Consider the following 17,828-nt stretch of genomic DNA (forward strand, 5'->3'; position numbering starts at 1 on the left):
GGGCCGTGACGGACGACGACGGCGCACGGCGCGTGCTGGGGGCGCACTGGTGTTTCGTGGCGTTCTTCGCGGGGATCGCCGGCTACTACCTGATCAACCTCGTCATCGCCGCCGCGGTCAACCGCAACGTCGGCGAGTTCGACCCCCTGGAACTGCACGACGTCGGCCCGCTGCTGCTCCTGGCGTTCGTGCCCAACCTGCTGCTCGGCCTCGGCCCGGCGGCGGGTTCGTGGCGCTGGGGAGAGGGTTTGCGCGCCGACTTCGGGCTCAAGCCGACCTGGCGCGACGTCCGGATCGGCCTCGCCTGCGGCGCGCTCGCGCTGGTCGTCGGCTACGGCCTCAACCTGGTGCTGATCGCCGTCTACGGCGCCGACGACGTCTCCGACAGCCCGCTGAGCGACCTCGCCGACACCTTCGACGGCGACACCGTCTGGCTGGTGCTCGCCGCCGTGATCGTCATCGCGGGCGCGCCGATCACGGAGGAGCTGCTGGTCCGCGGCACGCTGTGGAACGCGCTGTCGTTCCACCGGGTCCCGCCGTGGGTGGTGCTGCTGGTGACCTCGCTGGTGTTCGCCCAGCTGCACGGCGAGCCGACCCGCACGATCGCCCTGTTCGGGCAGGGCATCGCGATCGGGCTCGCCCGGCACCTGTCCGGCCGGGTGAGTGCCGGCGTGATCGCCCACGCGGCCAACAACCTGCCGCCGGCGGTCCTGCTGTTCGTCGCGCACTGAGGTGTTGCGAGGATCGTGGACAGTAGTCGGACGGATACTGTGCGATCACTCTCCGGCGGCTAGGCTCGGGACCAGGAGCCGACGATCGCGGAGGGCAACGCGTGACCACTTCCCAGCCCCGGGACCCGGCTCCCGACGCCGCGCCGATGCCGGAGCCCGAGGAGCCCGCCGCGACGGCGTTCCTGCCGCCCGCGCGGCGGCACCGGTGGGGCTTCGGGGCGTTCCTGCTGGTCGAGGCCGTGCTGCTGTCGTCGGCCGCGTTCGTGTCCGTGCTGGTCGGCGACACCGGCCCGGGCCCGCTGCCGATCCGGGTCGTGCTGCTCGGCACCATGCTGCCGACGATGATCGCGGCCGGCGTCGCGGTGCTGATCACGTACGTGCGCGGCAACGGGCCGGTGATCGACCTGCGGCTGGAGTGGCGCTGGGCCGACGTGAAGACCGGGTTCCGCTTCGGCTGCGTCGGGCTCGTCTTCACCACCCTCGGCGCCTACCTCTGGACGCAGCTGGTCGGCAACGCCAACGCGACGTCGGCGATCAGCGCGCTGGTGGAGGACCGGAAGATGTCCGTCTCGGCGGCCGTCGTGATGTTCGTCTACCTGTGGCTGCTCGGCCCGATCTGCGAAGAGATCATCTACCGAGGCCTGCTCTGGGGCGCTGCCGAACAGCTGCAGTGGCGCAGCGAGCGCTGGGCCGGCGCGGCGGCCTTCATGCTGTCCACGGCGGTGTTCGCGGCGAGCCACCTGGAGCCGCTGCGCACGACGTTGCTGCTGGTCATCGCGGTGCCGATCGGCCTGGCCCGGCTGGTCACCGGCCGGCTGCCGGGCAGTATCGTCGCGCACCAGGTGAACAACTTCCTGCCGGCGCTGACGATCCTGCTCGGAGCGCTCGGAGTGGCGTCTTTCTGAGCCTCTTTCCCGGCCTCTTTCCGGGCGCGGAGCGCCGTCTGGCAGAATGGTTCACTGCCTGCTTCCGCCGGACCCTCTCACCGTGCGAAAGCTCCTGACCTTCGGGTGCCCGCGACCGTGTCCCCACTCGGCCCGCGTGCGCCCAGCCCCGCACCAGAGAGATTCGAGGAGAACCCACACCCGTGGCCGTCAAGATCAAGCTGCAGCGCCTCGGCAAGATCCGTGCGCCGTACTACCGCATCATCGTCGCCGACGCGCGCACCCGCCGGGACGGCAAGGCCATCGAGACGATCGGCAAGTACCACCCGAAGGAAGAGCCGAGCCTCATCGAGGTCGTCTCCGAGCGCGCCCAGTACTGGCTGGGTGTCGGCGCGCAGCCGACCGAGCCGGTCCAGCGCCTGCTCGAGATCACCGGCGACTGGCAGAAGTTCAAGGGCCTGCCGGGCGCCGAGGGCACCCTGAAGGTGGCCGAGCCGAAGCCGTCGAAGCAGGACCTGTTCAACGCGGCCCTGGCCGCCGCCGGCGAGGAGCCCTCCTCGGAGGCCACCACGCCGAAGAAGAAGTCCGCCCCCAAGAAGGCCGAGGCCGAGAAGGCCGAAGCCACCGAGGGTGAGAAGGCCGAGTGAGCTTTCTGGCTGACTCCCTCGAGCACCTGGTGCGCGGGATCGTCGACAACCCGGACGAGGTCCGGGTCGAGCTGCTGACCACGCGCCGTGGCCGCACGCTCGAGGTGCACGTGCACCCCGACGACCTCGGCAAGGTGATCGGCCGGGGTGGTCGCACGGCGACCGCCCTGCGCACCGTCATGGGTGGCATCGGTGGGCGAGGCGTCCGCGTGGACGTCGTCGACACCGACCGCTGAAGTCTGTTTCGGAACAGTCATGGACGTCGTAGTCGGTCGCATCGCCAAGGCGCACGGAATCCGCGGGGAGCTCGCGGTGGACGTGCGCACGGACTCGCCGGACGAGCGGTTCCGCATCGGTGCGGCCGTGACGACCAGGCTGCGTGACGGCAGCACAAGGGACCTCACCATCGCAGCCGCCCGCGAACACAGCGGGCGGCTGCTGGTGCGTTTCGAGGAGGTCCCGACCCGCGACGTCGCCGAGACGCTGCGGGGCGCCCTCCTGCTCGCCGACACCGACACGCTGCCGCCGACCGGCGACCCCGACGAGTTCTACGACCACGAGCTGGCCGGCCTCCGGGCCGAGCTGGCCGACGGGACAGTCCTCGGCAAGGTCGTCGAAGTCGTGCACTCGCCCGCGGGCGAGCTGCTGGAGCTGGACGTCGAGGGCCGCGAGGTGCTGGTGCCGTTCGTCCACGCGATCGTCCCCACGGTGGACATCGCGGGGGGCCGCGTCGTGCTCGATCCGCCGGAAGGGCTCCTGGACGCCTGAGATGCGCATCGACGTCGTCACGATCTTCCCCGAATACCTCGACCCGCTGCGCGCCGCGCTGCTGGGGCGGGCGATCGACCGCGGCCTGATCGAGGTCGGCGTGCACGACCTGCGCGACTGGACTCACGACGTGCACCGCGCGGTCGACGACGCGCCGTACGGCGGCGGGCCCGGCATGGTGATGAAACCGCAGATCTGGGGCCCGGCGCTGGACGACGTCTGCCGTCCGGAGACGCGGCTCGTCGTGCCGACGCCGGCCGGGCGGCCGTTCACCCAGGAGCTCGCGCACGCCTACGCGGCGGAAAAGCACCTCGTGTTCGCCTGCGGCCGGTACGAGGGTATCGACCAGCGCGTCGTCGACGACGCCGCCCGCCGGATGCCGGTCGACGAGGTGTCGATCGGCGACTACGTCCTGGTCGGCGGCGAGGCGGCGGTGCTCGTCATGGTCGAGGCCGTCGTGCGGTTGCTGCCCGGCGTGCTCGGCAACGCCCGCTCGGCCGAGGAGGACTCGTTCTCCGACGGCCTGCTCGAAGGGCCCAGCTACACGCGGCCCGAGGTGTGGCGGGAGCTGTCCGTGCCCGACGTGCTGCGGTCCGGGAACCACGCCCTGATCGACCGCTGGCGGCGCGACCAGGCCCTGGAGCGCACCGCCCGGCGCCGCCCCGATCTCCTGGCGCGGCTGCCGGAAGGTAGCCTCGACAAGCACGATCTCAGGGTCCTGGAGGGCTTGGACCCCGAGCGGGCCTAGGGGGCCGGTGCTTCCGCCGGATCCCGGTCTGTAATACTTGACAGGTTGGCGTGAGTGGACTTCCTCGTCCACGAGCCCGCCAGCAGCCCCCTGGGTCGCCCGCAGCGGTGTCGTTGCGCGCCCGGGGACGTGTACGCAAGCCATACGAAGACGAGGACGGACCACCGATGAACACCCTGGACGCGCTGGACAAGCAGTCACTGCGTTCCGACATCCCGGCCTTCCGCCCGGGCGACACGCTCAAGGTGCACGTCCGCGTCATCGAGGGCAACCGTGAGCGCAACCAGGTCTTCCAGGGCGTCGTGATCCGCCGTCAGGGCGGCGGCATCCGGGAGACCTTCACCGTTCGCAAGGTCTCCTTCGGCGTCGGCGTGGAGCGCACCTTCCCGGTGCACTCGCCGAACGTGGCCGAGGTCGAGGTCCACAAGCGCGGTGACGTGCGGCGCGCGAAGCTGTACTACCTGCGCGACCTGCGCGGCAAGAAGGCCAAGATCAAGGAGCGCCGCGAGAACCGCGAGACGGCTTCGGCTAACTGAGTCACAACCCGGTTACCGGTAGCCTGACGACGTGGCCGAACCCGTGTCCCAGAACGCTCCTGAGGATGACCCCGATCGCTCCGAGGAGGACCAGCCCAGGCGGTCCCGCTCCGAGGAGCGCGGGGGATCCCGGCGGCGGCGAGCCAAACCCGCCAAGAAACGGTCGTTCTGGAAGGAACTGCCGATCCTGCTCGTGATCGCCCTGGTGCTCACGATCCTGATCCAGACGTTCCTCGCGAAGGTCTTCATGATCCCCTCGGGATCGATGGAGGCCACCCTGCACGGGTGCCCCGGGTGCACCGGTGACCGGATCCTGGTCGACCGGGTCACCTACGACTTCACCGAGCCCTCGCCGGGTGACGTGATCGTGTTCAAGGGTCCGCCGGCGTGGGTCAACAACGAGGTCCCGCCGCAGGAGTCGAGCAACATCGTCGTCCGCGGCCTGCGTGGTCTCGGCTCGCTGGTCGGGTTCGCCCCGCCGGACGAGCGCGACTTCGTCAAGCGGGTCATCGCGACCGGCGGCCAGACGGTCCAGTGCTGCGACACGCAGGGCCGGGTCGTCGTGGACGGCAAGGGGCTCGACGAGCCGTACGTCCACTGGGAAGACGCGTCCAACCAGAACGAGCGCGCTTTCGAGCCGGTCAAGGTCCCGGCCGGGACGGTCTGGGTCATGGGCGACAACCGCAACAACTCCGACGACTCCCGGTTCCAGGGTGGCGGCGGCGTGAACGGCGCGGTCCCGGTGGACAACATCATCGGCAAGGCGCGGATCATCGTCCTGCCGCCGGGCCGGTGGGGCGGGATCACCGACCACAACCCGCAAGAAGGCGCCCAGCCGGCGGCGCTCGGCGCGCCCGCCTGGCAGAGCGGTATCCCGCTCGGGGCCGGCGTCGCGGCGGCCTGGCCGGCGCTCTTCGTCGGGCGCAAGCTCAAGTCCGGAGTGCGCCGGGCGGCCGGGCGGAAACGCTAGCCACCCCGATCCGTGCCGGCAGACGGGTGATCCAGCCTTGACTCTTCCCGTTCCCCTCACCGCGGCCGAGCCGATCCGGCCGCCGCGGGCCGTGGTGCGCGGCGACCTCTTCTGGGGTTTGCAGGGCGCGCTCGACCGCCGTGGCCTCGGCCCGGTAGCCGGTGTGGACGAAGCCGGCGCCGGGGCGTGCGCGGGGCCGCTGGTGGTCGCGGCCTGCGTGCTCAAGCAGGGCGACGCGGCGAAGCTCACCGAGCTGACGGACTCCAAGCTGATGACGGCCAAGGCGCGCGACCGGGTCTACGACCTGGTCCTCGCCCGGGCCGTCGACTACTCCGTGATCGTCATCCCCACCGCGGAGGTCGACCGCTACGGCATCCGGGTGATGAACCTGGAGGGCATGCGGCGCGCCGCGGCGGCGCTGCGCGTGTCCCCGGGCTACGTCCTCACCGACGGCTTCCGGGTCCCGGGCCTCACGGCCCCGAACACGGCGGTGATCAAGGGCGATCGTTCGGTGGCGTGCATCGCGGCCGCGTCGGTCCTGGCGAAGGTGACGCGCGACCGCATCATGGCGGGCCACCACGACGACCTCCCGCACTACGGATTCGACGTACACAAGGGCTACAGCACTTCCGAGCACCTGGCGGCGCTGCGCGAACACGGCCCCAGCGACGTCCACCGGTGGTCGTACACGAACGTCGCGACGGTGGCCATCAAGCACGGCGTGCGACCCGCGCGACCGGTCCTGCTGACCTACGCGGCGCTGGAAAAGGCCATGGAGGCCGGGGCCGGGGCGGAGCTCGCCGCGGTCCTCGACGAGGCACTCGAGCCACAACTCAGCCTGCCGCTGCATGCCCCGGCCGCGGGTGTGGGTCACAATGAACGCTCCGCCGGCGGAGCAGCAGCACGATCCCGAGGAGGGGCGCGGATTTCATGAGCGCAGAGGATCTCGAGAAGTACGAGACCGAGATGGAGCTCTCGCTGTACCGCGAGTACCGCGACATAGTCGGCCAGTTCTCGTACGTGGTGGAGACCGAGCGGCGGTTCTACCTGGCGAACGCGGTCGACGTCCAGGTCCGCGACGGCGGCGGCGAGGTGTACTTCGAGGTCCGCATGTCCGACGCGTGGGTCTGGGACATGTACCGCCCGGCCCGCTTCGTCAAGCACGTCCGCGTCATCACGTTCAAGGACGTCAACGTCGAAGAGCTCGACAAGCCGGACCTCCGGTTGCCCGAAGACGGCCCGTTCTCGGGCTGAGCTGGTCTTTTCCCGCGCCGGTTCGTCCTGGACGAGCCGGCGCGGTGCTTTTGCGTGATCTTTTTTCGCCCCTAGCACAGCGGGCCGACAATTCAGCGCGTTCCGCGCTTTCCGTGGACCGGTTGTCCACATACCCCCGGTTGTCCACAGAGCGGCGATTTCGCTCTGGTTTCGCCGCCTCGCGCGCTGGCATCGTCGAACGCACACGCACCGTGATCGCCGGGACCGCCCCGGTGACCGGCGCACCGACGAGGGGGCGACCACGATGACGGGCACCGACCAGCTCGCAAGACACCGCCGCGACCTGGGCGAGTGGGGCGAAGACCTCGCCGCCCGGCACCTGCAGGACCGCGGCCTCGTCTTGCTCGGCCGCAACTGGCGTTGCCGCGAAGGCGAGATCGACCTGATCCTCACCGACCGCACCCGCGTCGTGTTCTGCGAGGTCAAGACGCGCACGGGCACCGAGTTCGGCCTGCCATCGGAGACGGTCACGGAGGAGAAGGCCGGCCGCGTGCGCCGGGCCGCCCAACGCTGGCTGCGCGAGTTCCGCATCGGCTGGTGCCCGGTCCGCTACGACGTCGTGACGATCCTCGCCGAGCCCGGCAAGCGCCCCCGCGTCCAGCACATCGAGGCGGCGTTCTGATGCCCATCGCCAAAGCATGGTCGGCGGCACTACTGGGTATCGATGGCCGAGTCATCGAGATCGAAGCCGACCTGGGGGGTGGATTGAGCCGGGTCACGCTCGTCGGACTCCCGGACGCAGGACTGCGTGAGGCGAAAGACCGCGTCCGGTCCGCCGTTCGCAACTCGGGCCAACCTTGGCCCGACGGGAAGGTGACGCTAGGCCTGTCTCCCGCGAACTTGCCGAAGGTCGGTTCGGCGTACGACCTCGGCATCGCTGCGGCCGTCCTCGCGGCAACAGGCGCGGTTCCCGCGACTCGGCTGCTCGGCAGTGTGCTGCTGGGCGAGCTCGCTCTGGATGGTCGGATCCGCGCAGTGCGCGGCATCCTTCCTGGCCTGCTTGCGGCGCGCACGGCCGGTTACGAGCGCGCCGTCGTGCCGGTGGACTCTTTGACCGAGGCGGCACTTGTGGATGGCATCGACGTGGTGGGTGCATGTCATCTGCGCGATCTCGTGGCTTGGCTCAAGGGCGAAGCCGACCTGACGCGTCCGGAACCACCCGGTCCGACGACACCGCCGCAGGTGCCGGACCTGGCCGACGTCGTCGGTCAGCCGGAAGCGCGTTGGGCCCTTGAGGTCGCGGCGGCGGGTGGGCACCACCTGCTGCTCACCGGACCGCCGGGAGTCGGCAAGACGATGTTGGCGAAGCGGCTGCCCAGCCTGCTGCCGCAGTTGTCGCCGGCGGAGTCGTTGGAGGTCACGGCGGTGCACTCGGTCGATGGCTCATTGTCCAAGTCATCGCCGCTGGTCGTCGTGCCGCCGTTCGTGGCTCCGCACTACTCGATCTCCATCGCAGCCCTGATCGGGGGCGGCAGCGGAATCGCGTCGCCTGGTGCGATCAGCCGGGCCCACCGCGGAGTGCTGTTTCTCGATGAAGTCTGCGAGTTCGGCGCGCAGTGCCTTGAGTCGCTGCGGACCGTACTCGAAGAGGGCGAGGTACGTATCGCTCGAGTCAAGGGCTCAATCACCTACCCCGCACGATTCCAACTTGTGCTGGCCACGAATCCCTGTGCGTGCGCACCACCGAAAGATGCCGACTGCGTGTGCTCGCCGACGGCCCGGCGTCGCTACCTCGGCCGGCTCTCGGGACCGTTGCTCGATCGTGTCGACCTGCGGGTGCGGTTACGGCCGTTGAGCGCTATCAGCGCGCATGACACCGGGACAGCGGAATCGTCGGAAGTCGTCCGCGGACGGGTGCTCGAGGCCCGTGAACGTGCGGCGCGCCGATGGCGTGAGCACGGCTGGCTGTCCAACTCGGAGGTGCCTGGGCCGGCGCTGCGGCGCCAGTTCGCGTTGGCCAACGACGCGACAACTCTCCTGGATCGCGCCATGGAACGCGGAGCGTTGAGCGGTCGGGGCGCCGATAGGTGCCTGCGGATCGCCTGGACATTGGCGGATCTGGATGGTGAGAAACGCCCTGGAACAGACCAGGTCGGCTCGGCACTTGCCTTCCGCGAACGGGTGGCGGCGTGAGCCCCGACGAGGTCCATCGAGCGCGCGCCTACCTGCTGCGAGTCGCCGAACCGCCGGCTCCGGCGCTGATCGCCTTCGTGGCCCACCACGGTCCCATCGACGCCGCCGCCCGGGTGCGCCGAGGCGACTGCCCGCCCGAGGTGCTCAAGGCGACCGAAGCGCGTCGCGAGTACGACCTCGTCGACCAGGACTTCGCGCGGGCCGCCGCGGCCGGGGCTCGGCTGGTCGTTCCCGAGGACGATGAGTGGCCAGCCTGGCCGCTGCTCGCCCTCGATCTCGCGGCCCGGCGTGGCGTCACCGAGGCCGTGCCTCCGCTGGCACTCTGGGTCTCCGGCGATGTCGCGCTCGGCACCGCCGCCGATCGGGCTGTCGCCGTCGTCGGGGCGCGGGCCGCCACCGAATACGGTGAACACCACGCCGCCGAGCTGGCGTACGGGCTGGCCGGCCGGGGCGTCCCCGTGTTCTCGGGCGCTGCCTACGGCATCGACGGTGCCGCCCACCGCGGTGCGCTCGCCGCCGAGGGGATCACCGTCGCGGTGCTCGGCTGCGCCGTCGACGCGGGCTACCCGGCGGGCCACGTCGGGCTGCTGAACCGGATCGTCCGCAACGGCGGCGCGGTCGTCAGCGAGTACCCGCCCGGCACCCCGCCGGCGCGGCACCGCTTCCTCGTCCGCAACCGGCTCATCGCCGCCCTCACCGAGGGCACCCTGGTCGTCGAGGCCGGGCGCCGCAGCGGTGCCCGGAACACCGCGAGCACCGCCGGCGCCCTCGGCAAGGTGGTGATGGCGGTGCCCGGACCCATCTCGTCCGGGATGTCCGTCGGCTGCCACGAACTGATCCGGGACGCCCGGGCGACCCTCGTCTCGACGGTCGCCGAGGTCCTCGAGACCGTGGGCCGCTTCGGCATCGCCGAGGACCCGGCCGCCCGGCCGAAACGTCCCACCGACCGGCTGGGCCCCGACGCGCTGCGGACCTACGAGGCGCTGGCCGCGCGCACCGACCGGTCGGACACCGAAATCGCGGCCGAATCCGGGCTTCCTCTCCGGAAAGTGCGGGCGTTGCTGCCCGCGCTGGAGATCGACGGATTCGCCGTCCGCGGGGAAGCGGGGTGGCGACGACGGAGGGAAAGCGCGTGAAGGCCACGAATTCCCGGCGAAATCGGCGAAAGTGTTCGGCCGGTTCGGTGGGGCCGCGTGGCGATCCTTGACCGAGGACGGTTGTTCGCGCAGCGTGACAGCCATGCCGCCGTCATCACGCTCCGGCCGGGGGCGCCGCCCGGACCTGCGCGCGCTCCGGGCCGCGCTGCCCGAGCCCGTCCAGGCCGCCGTCACCGGCTACGAACGGCACCTCGGGCTGGAGCGGGGGCTGTCCGTGCACACCGTCCGGGCGTACGTCGGCGATGCGGTCGCGCTGCTGGCGTTCGTCGTGGACGGCGGTGGCGGGCTCGCGGAGGTGGACCTCGGCCGGCTGCGGGCGTGGCTCGCCGCCCAGCAGACCGGCGGGGCGAGCCGGACGACGCTCGCGCGGCGCGCGGCCTCGGCGCGGACGTTCACCGCCTGGGCGCACCGCACCGGCGTCCTCGCCACCGACCCGGGTGGGCGGCTCGCCGCCCCGCGGGCGCACCGCACCCTGCCCGGAGTGCTGCGCGCCGGGCAGGCGGGTGAGGTCATGCGGGCGTCGGCGGCCGGCGCGGCCCAGCGCGATCCTGTCGCCCTGCGTGATCGCGCGATCGTCGAGCTGCTCTACGCCACCGGCATCCGCGTGTCCGAGTTGTGCGGGTTGGACGTCGGTGGCGCCGACTTCTCCCGTCGTGTCGTGACGGTGCTCGGCAAGGGCGGCAAGGAGCGGGTGGTGCCGTTCGGCGTCCCGGCGGCGGAAGCCCTCGACGACTGGATCACCGAGGGGCGGCCGAAGATCGTCGCGGAAACTGCCGGTGAGCGCGTCGAGCCCGCGCTTTTCCTCGGTGTACGGGGGAAACGCCTCGACCCGCGTGCGGTGCGGCGGGTGGTGCACGACGCCGTCTCGGCGGTGCCCGGAGCGGCCGACATGGGGCCTCACGGCCTGCGTCATTCGGCCGCGACGCATCTGCTGGAGGGGGGTGCCGATCTCAGGAGCGTTCAGGAACTGCTTGGTCACGCTACGCTTGCCACGACGCAGCTCTACACTCATGTGACCGTCGACCGGTTGAAAGCGATCCATGACCGAGCGCACCCCAGGGCCTGAGGCGGCCCGGGGAGGCTCGCCGGGGTCGTCACCAGCGGGCCCGGCGGCGCACGCGCATCCGCACGAGCACGGAGACGATACTGAGCCGCATGCCGAGAACGACTGTGCAATGACCGCAGGGCCGCACGTGACCGACGCCACCGGAGTGACCACTCGCGGTGACGCCGCCGTGCCCGCGGAAGCGCGGGCCGGTTACGACGTCGACGCCGGGATCGCGGCGCTGTGGCGGCAGTTCGCCGACGGCCCCGACCAGGCGTCGCGCGATCGGCTCGTGCTCCACTACGCCCCGCTGGTCAAGTACGTCGCGGGCCGGGTCGGCACCGGCCTGCCGACCCACGTCGACGTGGGCGACCTCGTGCAGTCCGGCATCTTCGGGCTCGTCGACGCGATCGAGAAGTTCGACCCCGAGCGCGGCCTGCGCTTCGAGACGTACGCGATGCAGCGCATCCGCGGCGCGATCCTGGACGACCTCCGTTCGCAGGACTGGGTGCCGCGCGCCGTCCGCAGCAAGGCCAAGGAGGCCGAGCGCGCGATGGAGCGCCTCGGCGCCCGCCTGAACCGCACCCCGACCGACGCGGAACTCGCCGCCGAGCTCGGCATCGGCCTCGACGACCTGCGCGACTTCTACGGCCAGCTGCAGCTCACCAGCGTCGTCGCGCTGGAGGACCTGGTGGCCGCGGGCAAGGACAGCGGCTCGCTGGTCGACACCATCCCCGACGACGACGCCGTCGACCCGGTCGCGGTGCTCGTCGACCAGGACAACCGCCGCCAGCTCGCGCAGGCCATCGCGCAGCTGACCGAGCGCGACAAGATCGTGGTCAGCCTCTACTACTTCGAGAGCCTGACCCTCGCCGAGATCGGCAAGGTCCTCGGGGTCACGGAGTCGCGGGTCAGCCAGCTGCACACGCGGGCGGTCATGCGGCTGCGCGCCAAGCTGGTCGAGCAGACCGGCTCCTGATCACGGACCACCTCCCCACGACTTGAGCCGGAACTCGCCCACCTCACCGGTGAGGGCGAGGGGATCGACGTACTCGTCGCCCCGCCGCACGCCCCAGTGCAGGCAGGCGGCGATCGCGCAGCCCGGGTGCCCGGCGAGGACGGACCCGAGGACCTGCCCCCGGTAGACCTGCTCGCCGACGGCCACCTTCGGCTCGACGGGCTCGTAGGTGGTGCGGAGGCCGCCGTCGTGGTCGACGGAGATCACGGGACGCCCGGCCACGAGCCCGGCGAAGACGACGACGCCGGCATCGGCCGCCAGCACCTCCTGCCCGGGTACGGCGGCCAGGTCGACGCCGCGGTGCCCGGCGCCGTAGGGCGTTTCGGGGGCGTCGAAGTACTTGGTGACCACCGGAACGGGTGAAAGTGGCCAAGACAGCCGCGCTTGGGACACGGCCATCGCCGAGCCGGCCGGAGCGGATCCGGCGGGCCCGGAGGGGTAGGGCTCCGCCGCGGGCGTGGCCGGCCGAAGGGGTATCGCCGGTGCCGCCGCCGGTTCGGAGCCCGCCCGCCCGGCCCACGGTGGCCCGAGATCGCCCGGCCGGGTGAGCCCGAGGGCGTCCGCCCATGGCGGTCCGAGGTCGCCTCGCCGGGGTGGGCCGAGAGTGCCTGCCCACGGTGGGCCGAGAGTGCCCGGCCGGGTGGGCCCGAGGGCGTCCGCCCATGGCGGCCCGAGGTCGCCTCGCCGGGGTGGGCCGAGAGTGCCTGCCCACGGTGGGCCGAGAGTGCCCGGCCGGGTGGGCCCGAGGGTGTCCGCCCAGGGTGGCCCGAGGCCCCCTGGCCGGGGTGGGCCGAGAGTGCCTGCCCACGGTGGGCCGAGAGTGCCCGCCCAGGTGGGCCCGAGAGTGTCCGCCCACGGTGACCCGAGATCGCCCGGCTGGGGCGAGCCGAAATTGCCCGCCCACGGCGGCCCGAGATCGCCCGGTCGTGGCGGAGGTGCCGGTGGTGGCCCGAGGTCGGCCCAAGCAGCAGGCATCCCCAGTCCCGGCGCCGCCGCCACCCCGGATCGGACTGGTTCACCACCGGCGCCGACCGCCGAGCCGGTCGGCCGAACACCCGCCGCAGGCGCCGGAGCCCCACCGCCGCAAATCACCACAAAACCGGCCGTGACCAGCGCGATCACGACCAGACCACGACCCGTTACCCGGTGCCGGAAACCCTTGATCGACTCCATGGCTCCAGCCTGCGGCACCCGGGACGCCCGTGGGGACCCGATGCCGAATCTGTGGACAACCGGACCCGTTGTGGACAACTCCGTCCGTCCGCGGCCGCCGGTGGGGGAGGGGCTGGTGGCAGGGGGTAGAATCTTTTCCGCGGTCCGCGTGAGCGGGCTGACTTCGCGTGCACGTGCGCGATACCCGGCGGATTTCGCCGGCGAGTCGCACGATGTCCGGCGGTCCCTGGGGCTCCTCACTCCTCAGGGTCCGGACACCGCCACGGGCACCAGGGCGAGCGGCCACCCGGCCGCGAGCGACAAAACCGAGCAGCGCGTCAGCGGCGAACCACCGCCGGGCGCGCACGACACAGAAGAGGTTGATTCCGGCAATGGCCGTCGTCACCATGAAGCAGCTGCTCGACAGCGGCGTCCACTTCGGGCACCAGACCCGTCGGTGGAACCCGAAGATGAAGCGCTACATCTTCACCGAGCGCAACGGCATCTACATCATCGACCTGCAGCAGACGCTGACCTACATCGACCGTGCGTACGAGTTCATCAAGGAAACCGTCGCGCACGGTGGCACGATCATGTTCGTCGGCACCAAGAAGCAGGCTCAGGAAGCCATCGCGGCCGAAGCCTCGCGCGTGGGCATGCCCTACGTGAACCAGCGCTGGCTCGGCGGCATGCTGACCAACTTCCAGACGGTGCACAAGCGTCTTCTCCGCCTGAAGGAGCTCGAGTCGCGGGAGCAGACCGGCGGCTTCGAAGGTCTCACCAAGCGCGAGATCCTGACGCTGACCCGCGAGAAGGACAAGCTGGAGCGGACCCTCGGCGGTATCCGCGACATGGCCAAGGTGCCCAGCATCGTGTGGATCGTCGACACGAAGAAGGAGCACATCGCCGTCGGCGAGGCTCGCAAGCTGAACATCCCGGTCGTCGCGATCCTGGACACCAACTGCGACCCGGACGAGGTCGACTACCCGATCCCGGGCAACGACGACGCGATCCGCTCCGCCGCGCTGCTGACCAAGGTCGTCGCCGAGGCCGCGGCCGCCGGTCTGATGCAGCGGTCCAGCCGCAACGGCGCTTCGGCCGACACCAAGCCGGAGCCGGGCGTCGCCGCCGACGAGCCGCTGGCCGAGTGGGAGAAGGAGCTGCTCGCCGGCTCCGAGACCGCCGCCGCCGACGCGACCGAGGCGGCCGCGGCCGTCGAGGCGCCGACCGAGACGCCGGCCGAGGCCCCCGCCGAGCAGGCCACCGCCTCCTCCTGATGTCCCATCGTCCGTGCGGCCGGCCCTCGTGGCCGGCCGCACGGGCGTAGCAACCCAGAGTTTTCGCGTACCTGAAAAGGACGGATTTACCAGAATGGCGAACTACACCGCCGCTGACGTGAAGCGCCTGCGCGAGATGACCGGCGCGGGCATGATGGACTGCAAGAAGGCGCTGGAGGAGAACGACGGCGACTTCGAGAAGGCCGTCGAGTTCCTCCGCATCAAGGGCGCCAAGGACGTCGGCAAGCGCGCCGAGCGCGCCACCGCCGAGGGCCTGGTCACCGGCGAGAGCGGCGTCCTGATCGAGCTGGACTCCGAGACCGACTTCGTCGCGAAGAACGCCGACTTCCAGGCGCTCGCCGCGAAGATCGTCGAGGTCGCGAAGACCCTCAAGACCAGCGACGTGGAGGCCCTCAAGGGCGCCGAGCTGGACGGCAAGACCGTCAACGAGGTCGTCCAGGAGCTCTCCGCCCGCATCGGCGAGAAGCTCGAGCTGCGCCGCGTCGTCGCCTTCGAGGGCCAGACCGCGACCTACCTGCACCGCCGCGGCTCCGACCTGCCGCCGGCCGTCGGTGTGCTCGTCGAGTTCACCGGTGACGACGTCGAGGCCGCTCGCGGCGCCGCCATGCAGGTCGCCGCGCTGCGCGCGAAGTACCTGACCCGCGACGAGGTGCCCGCCGAGATCGTCGAGAACGAGCGCTCCATCGCGGAGAAGACCGCTCGTGAAGAGGGCAAGCCGGAGCAGGCCATCTCGAAGATCATCGAGGGCAAGGTCAACGCTTACTACAAGGACAACGTCCTGCTCGAGCAGGCTTCGGTCAAGGACAACAAGAAGACCGTCAAGGCCCTGCTCGACGCGGCGGGCGTGACGATCACGAAGTTCGCCCGCTTCGAGGTCGGCCAGGCCTGAGGCCAGGTCCGGGCGTAGGTTTCACCCCTCCAGTGCCCCGTCTCCGTCCATCGGGGACGGGGCACTGCCGGGTCCAGAAGAAGAATTCAGCGGGTCGAAGGGCCTAGGAGGCGACATAGATGGGTGACCGGGTCGAGGGTGGCTACCGGCGGGTGCTGCTGAAGCTGGGCGGCGAAATGTTCGGCGGTGGTTCGATCGGCGTCGATCCGGATGTCGTCCACTCGGTCGCGCAGCAGATCGCCGACGTCGCCCGCACCGGCGTCCAGGTCGCGGTCGTGATCGGCGGCGGCAACTACTTCCGCGGCGCAGAGCTTTCGCAGCGCGGCATGGACCGCGACCGCGCCGACTACATGGCGATGCTGGGTACCGTGATGAACTGCCTGGCGCTGCAGGACTTCCTGGAGAAGGAGGGCCTGCCCACCCGCGTGCAGACCGCCATCACGATGGGCCAGGTCGCCGAGCCCTACATCCCGCGCCGCGCCGAGCGGCACCTGGAGAAGGGGCGCGTCGTGATCTTCGGCGCCGGGGTCGGCATGCCGTACTTCTCCACCGACACCGCGGCGGCGCAGCGGGCGCTCGAGCTGGGCTGCGAGGCCGTGCTGATGGCCAAGGCCGTCGACGGCGTCTACACCGCGGACCCGAAGGCCGACCCCACCGCCGAGATGTTCCGCGAAATCACCCACCGCGAGGTGCTGGAGCGGGACCTCAAGGTCGCCGACGCGACGGCGTTCAGCCTCTGCATGGACAACAACATGCCGATCATCGTGTTCAACCTGCTCACCGAGGGGAACATCGCCCGCGCGGTGAGTGGTGAAAGAATCGGCACGTTGGTCAGCACCCCCGCCGACGGGGTGCCGGCCTAGACCTGCTGGGATCAGCAAGCGCCACACCATCACAACACCGGGAGTAGCCGTGATCGACGAGACCCTCCTCGACGCCGAGGAGAAGATGGAAAAAGCGGTGTCCGTCGCGAAGGACGACCTGACGTCGGTGCGCACCGGCCGGGCCACCTCGTCGATGTTTTCGCGCATCGTCGTCGACTACTACGGCGCGCCGACCCCGCTGAACCAGCTGGCCAGCGTCAACGTGCCGGAGGCGCGGATGGCGTTGATCAAGCCCTACGACCAGTCGCAGCTGAACGCCATCGAGAAGGCGATCCGCGAGTCCGACCTCGGCGTCAACCCGAGCAACGACGGCAACGTGATCCGGATCGTCATCCCGCAGCTCACCGAGGAGCGGCGCAAGGAGATGGTCAAGGTCGCCAAGAGCAAGGGCGAGGACGCCCGGGTGACCATCCGCAGCATCCGCCGCAAGGCCAAGGAAGAGCTCGACCGCATCGGCAAGGACGGCGAAGCGGGCGAAGACGAGGTCGTGCGCGCGGAGAAGGAACTGCAGAACCTCACCGACACCTACTCGCACAAGGTCGACGAGCTGGTCAAGCACAAGGAAGCCGAGCTGCTCGAGGTCTGATGGCACAGGTGAGCGAGGAACGCGAGGACCGGGTGGAAGCCACCGGAGATCAGCCGGCGGCTCCCGGGGCGCCGGGGACACCGGACACCGGCGCTCCGGCCACGCCGGAGTTCCCGGGAACCACCGCGGCGCCGGAACCGGGCACGCCCGCGGCCTCGGATTCGAGCGCGGCGGAAACGCCGCTCGCGGCCGAGGCGCCGGGAAGCGGCGAAGCGGACCGGTTGTCGGCCGCCGGAAGCACCGCGGCCGGGCCGGCTGTCCCGGCCCCCGAGGCCAAGAAGGCCTCCAAGGCCGGCCGGAACCTGCCCGCGGCGATCGGGGTCGGGCTGCTGCTCGGGGCCGCGATCATCTTTTCCCTGCTCACCGTGCGCTTCCTGTTCATCGGGATCATCGCGATCGCGATCGCGGTCGGCACCTTCGAGTTCGCCGGGGTGCTGCGCCGGGTCGCCGACACGCGGGTCGCGATGATCCCGGTGCTCGTCGGCGGGCAGGCGATGATCTGGCTCGCCTGGCCGTTCGGCCGCGAAGGCGCGCTCACCGCGTTCGTCCTCACCGTGCTCGCGTGCCTGCTGTGGCGCCTGCCCGGCGGCGCGAAGGGCTACCTGCGCGACATCAGCGCGTCGGTCTTCGCCGCCGCCTACCTGCCGCTCTTCGGCGCCTTCGCGGCGATGCTCGTGCCGCCGTCGGACGGCGTCGGGCGAGTCCTGACCTTCCTGATCGGCGTCGTCGCCTCGGACACCGGCGGCTACATCGCCGGCGTGCTCGGCGGCAAGCACCCGATGGCGCCGTCGATCAGCCCGAAGAAGACCTGGGAAGGCTTCGCGGGTTCGGTCGTCGGCGGTGTCGTGGCCGGCGCCCTGACCCTCAGCCTGCTGCTGGACGGCCACGTCTGGCAGGGCGTGATCTTCGGTGTCGCGATCGTGCTGACCGCGACCCTGGGCGACCTCGTCGAGTCGCTGATCAAGCGCGACCTCGGCGTCAAGGACATGGGCACGCTGCTGCCCGGGCACGGCGGGATCATGGATCGCCTCGACTCGCTGCTGCCTTCGGCCGTGGTGTCCTGGCTCCTGCTCTCGGCGTTCGTGCCGCTCGGCTGACCTGCGCTGG

General features: G+C 71.0%; 21 protein-coding genes. 20 read left to right on the forward strand and 1 reads right to left on the reverse strand.

Annotated features, from left to right (window positions below):
- Positions 1–5: 5 nt before the first annotated feature.
- The 15 genes from ACZ4TR_RS39185 to ACZ4TR_RS39255 all read left to right on the forward strand — a co-directional run bounded on the left by ACZ4TR_RS39185 (position 6) and on the right by ACZ4TR_RS39255 (position 11,873).
- Entirely contained in the window at positions 6–731 is a 726-nt protein-coding gene (locus tag ACZ4TR_RS39185) for a CPBP family intramembrane glutamic endopeptidase (protein ID WP_364515540.1), read from the forward strand.
- Positions 732–832: 101 nt separating this feature from the next.
- The gene (locus tag ACZ4TR_RS39190) at positions 833–1,636 is read left to right on the forward strand and encodes a CPBP family intramembrane glutamic endopeptidase (protein ID WP_364515537.1); all 804 of its coding nucleotides are present in this window, start codon (positions 833–835) and stop codon (positions 1,634–1,636) included.
- A gap of 182 nt (positions 1,637–1,818) precedes the next feature.
- A complete protein-coding gene (gene rpsP / locus ACZ4TR_RS39195; RefSeq protein ID WP_364515535.1) occupies positions 1,819–2,262 on the forward strand; it encodes a 30S ribosomal protein S16 in 444 nt (147 codons plus the stop codon).
- On the forward strand, positions 2,259–2,498 hold the full coding sequence (locus ACZ4TR_RS39200) for an RNA-binding protein (RefSeq protein WP_003103110.1): 240 nt from the start codon (positions 2,259–2,261) through the stop codon (positions 2,496–2,498). The genes rpsP and ACZ4TR_RS39200 overlap by 4 nt, the downstream gene beginning before the upstream one ends.
- A gap of 19 nt (positions 2,499–2,517) precedes the next feature.
- Positions 2,518–3,030 carry a ribosome maturation factor RimM gene (rimM, locus tag ACZ4TR_RS39205; RefSeq protein ID WP_465293232.1) on the forward strand — a complete coding sequence of 171 codons (513 nt, stop codon included), beginning with the start codon at positions 2,518–2,520 and terminating at the stop codon, positions 3,028–3,030.
- A gap of 1 nt (position 3,031) precedes the next feature.
- A complete protein-coding gene (trmD, locus tag ACZ4TR_RS39210; protein ID WP_465293233.1) occupies positions 3,032–3,778 on the forward strand; it encodes a tRNA (guanosine(37)-N1)-methyltransferase TrmD in 747 nt (248 codons plus the stop codon).
- 167 nt (positions 3,779–3,945) lie between these two features.
- Positions 3,946–4,314, forward strand: a complete 369-nt coding sequence (gene rplS / locus ACZ4TR_RS39215) for a 50S ribosomal protein L19 (protein ID WP_155545319.1) — start codon at positions 3,946–3,948, stop codon at positions 4,312–4,314.
- A 31-nt stretch (positions 4,315–4,345) separates the two neighbouring features.
- Positions 4,346–5,284, forward strand: a complete 939-nt coding sequence (gene lepB, locus ACZ4TR_RS39220) for a signal peptidase I (protein WP_465293234.1) — start codon at positions 4,346–4,348, stop codon at positions 5,282–5,284.
- A gap of 91 nt (positions 5,285–5,375) precedes the next feature.
- Positions 5,376–6,218 carry a ribonuclease HII gene (locus ACZ4TR_RS39225; RefSeq protein WP_465293401.1) on the forward strand — a complete coding sequence of 281 codons (843 nt, stop codon included), beginning with the start codon at positions 5,376–5,378 and terminating at the stop codon, positions 6,216–6,218.
- Complete coding sequence (locus ACZ4TR_RS39230) at positions 6,215–6,538, forward strand: DUF2469 domain-containing protein (protein ID WP_003096226.1); 324 nt, start codon at positions 6,215–6,217, stop codon at positions 6,536–6,538. Before ACZ4TR_RS39225 ends, ACZ4TR_RS39230 begins: the two co-directional genes overlap by 4 nt.
- Before the next feature lie 265 nt (positions 6,539–6,803).
- Complete coding sequence (locus tag ACZ4TR_RS39235) at positions 6,804–7,181, forward strand: YraN family protein (RefSeq protein ID WP_364515524.1); 378 nt, start codon at positions 6,804–6,806, stop codon at positions 7,179–7,181.
- A complete protein-coding gene (locus ACZ4TR_RS39240; RefSeq protein ID WP_465293235.1) occupies positions 7,181–8,692 on the forward strand; it encodes a YifB family Mg chelatase-like AAA ATPase in 1,512 nt (503 codons plus the stop codon). Before ACZ4TR_RS39235 ends, ACZ4TR_RS39240 begins: the two co-directional genes overlap by 1 nt.
- Positions 8,689–9,828, forward strand: a complete 1,140-nt coding sequence (dprA, locus tag ACZ4TR_RS39245; RefSeq protein ID WP_465293236.1) for a DNA-processing protein DprA — start codon at positions 8,689–8,691, stop codon at positions 9,826–9,828. The genes ACZ4TR_RS39240 and dprA overlap by 4 nt, the downstream gene beginning before the upstream one ends.
- Before the next feature lie 103 nt (positions 9,829–9,931).
- Entirely contained in the window at positions 9,932–10,915 is a 984-nt protein-coding gene (locus ACZ4TR_RS39250) for a tyrosine recombinase XerC (protein ID WP_465293237.1), read from the forward strand.
- A 109-nt stretch (positions 10,916–11,024) separates the two neighbouring features.
- The gene (locus ACZ4TR_RS39255) at positions 11,025–11,873 is read left to right on the forward strand and encodes a FliA/WhiG family RNA polymerase sigma factor (protein ID WP_364515514.1); all 849 of its coding nucleotides are present in this window, start codon (positions 11,025–11,027) and stop codon (positions 11,871–11,873) included.
- Here the strand turns inward: ACZ4TR_RS39255 and ACZ4TR_RS39260 are convergent, their stop codons facing one another.
- Positions 11,874–12,311, reverse strand: coding sequence for a M23 family metallopeptidase (locus tag ACZ4TR_RS39260; protein WP_465293238.1), 438 nt, complete (start codon positions 12,309–12,311; stop codon positions 11,874–11,876). It lies immediately after the preceding gene.
- Between the two features lie 1,145 nt (positions 12,312–13,456).
- On the opposite strand from ACZ4TR_RS39260, the gene rpsB reads away from it, so the two are divergent.
- The 5 genes from rpsB (at position 13,457) to ACZ4TR_RS39285 (ending at position 17,818) form a co-directional block, all read left to right on the forward strand.
- Complete coding sequence (gene rpsB / locus ACZ4TR_RS39265) at positions 13,457–14,341, forward strand: 30S ribosomal protein S2 (protein ID WP_364515511.1); 885 nt, start codon at positions 13,457–13,459, stop codon at positions 14,339–14,341.
- Positions 14,342–14,435: 94 nt separating this feature from the next.
- The gene (gene tsf / locus ACZ4TR_RS39270; RefSeq protein WP_465293239.1) at positions 14,436–15,251 is read left to right on the forward strand and encodes a translation elongation factor Ts; all 816 of its coding nucleotides are present in this window, start codon (positions 14,436–14,438) and stop codon (positions 15,249–15,251) included.
- Positions 15,252–15,370: 119 nt separating this feature from the next.
- Positions 15,371–16,114, forward strand: a complete 744-nt coding sequence (pyrH, locus tag ACZ4TR_RS39275; protein WP_003065595.1) for a UMP kinase — start codon at positions 15,371–15,373, stop codon at positions 16,112–16,114.
- A 49-nt stretch (positions 16,115–16,163) separates the two neighbouring features.
- A complete protein-coding gene (gene frr / locus ACZ4TR_RS39280; RefSeq protein WP_285484806.1) occupies positions 16,164–16,721 on the forward strand; it encodes a ribosome recycling factor in 558 nt (185 codons plus the stop codon).
- Positions 16,721–17,818: a phosphatidate cytidylyltransferase gene (locus ACZ4TR_RS39285; RefSeq protein ID WP_465293240.1), complete on the forward strand. Its 1,098-nt coding sequence runs from the start codon at positions 16,721–16,723 to the stop codon at positions 17,816–17,818. Before frr ends, ACZ4TR_RS39285 begins: the two co-directional genes overlap by 1 nt.
- The last annotated feature ends 10 nt before the right edge of the window (positions 17,819–17,828 follow it).

Source organism: Amycolatopsis sp. NPDC028719 (assembly GCF_055565395.1).

Coding starts and splice junctions, on each gene's coding strand:
- rimM (WP_465293232.1), top strand. CDS start 2,518: ATGGACGTCGTAGTCGGTCGCATCGCCAAGGCGCACGGAATCCGCGGG.
- trmD (WP_465293233.1), top strand. CDS start 3,032: ATGCGCATCGACGTCGTCACGATCTTCCCCGAATACCTCGACCCGCTG.
- rplS (WP_155545319.1), top strand. CDS start 3,946: ATGAACACCCTGGACGCGCTGGACAAGCAGTCACTGCGTTCCGACATC.
- ACZ4TR_RS39230 (WP_003096226.1), top strand. CDS start 6,215: ATGAGCGCAGAGGATCTCGAGAAGTACGAGACCGAGATGGAGCTCTCG.
- ACZ4TR_RS39235 (WP_364515524.1), top strand. CDS start 6,804: ATGACGGGCACCGACCAGCTCGCAAGACACCGCCGCGACCTGGGCGAG.
- ACZ4TR_RS39240 (WP_465293235.1), top strand. CDS start 7,181: ATGCCCATCGCCAAAGCATGGTCGGCGGCACTACTGGGTATCGATGGC.
- ACZ4TR_RS39250 (WP_465293237.1), top strand. CDS start 9,932: ATGCCGCCGTCATCACGCTCCGGCCGGGGGCGCCGCCCGGACCTGCGC.
- ACZ4TR_RS39255 (WP_364515514.1), top strand. CDS start 11,025: ATGACCGCAGGGCCGCACGTGACCGACGCCACCGGAGTGACCACTCGC.
- ACZ4TR_RS39260 (WP_465293238.1), bottom strand. CDS start 12,311: ATGGCCGTGTCCCAAGCGCGGCTGTCTTGGCCACTTTCACCCGTTCCG.
- rpsB (WP_364515511.1), top strand. CDS start 13,457: ATGGCCGTCGTCACCATGAAGCAGCTGCTCGACAGCGGCGTCCACTTC.
- tsf (WP_465293239.1), top strand. CDS start 14,436: ATGGCGAACTACACCGCCGCTGACGTGAAGCGCCTGCGCGAGATGACC.
- pyrH (WP_003065595.1), top strand. CDS start 15,371: ATGGGTGACCGGGTCGAGGGTGGCTACCGGCGGGTGCTGCTGAAGCTG.
- ACZ4TR_RS39285 (WP_465293240.1), top strand. CDS start 16,721: ATGGCACAGGTGAGCGAGGAACGCGAGGACCGGGTGGAAGCCACCGGA.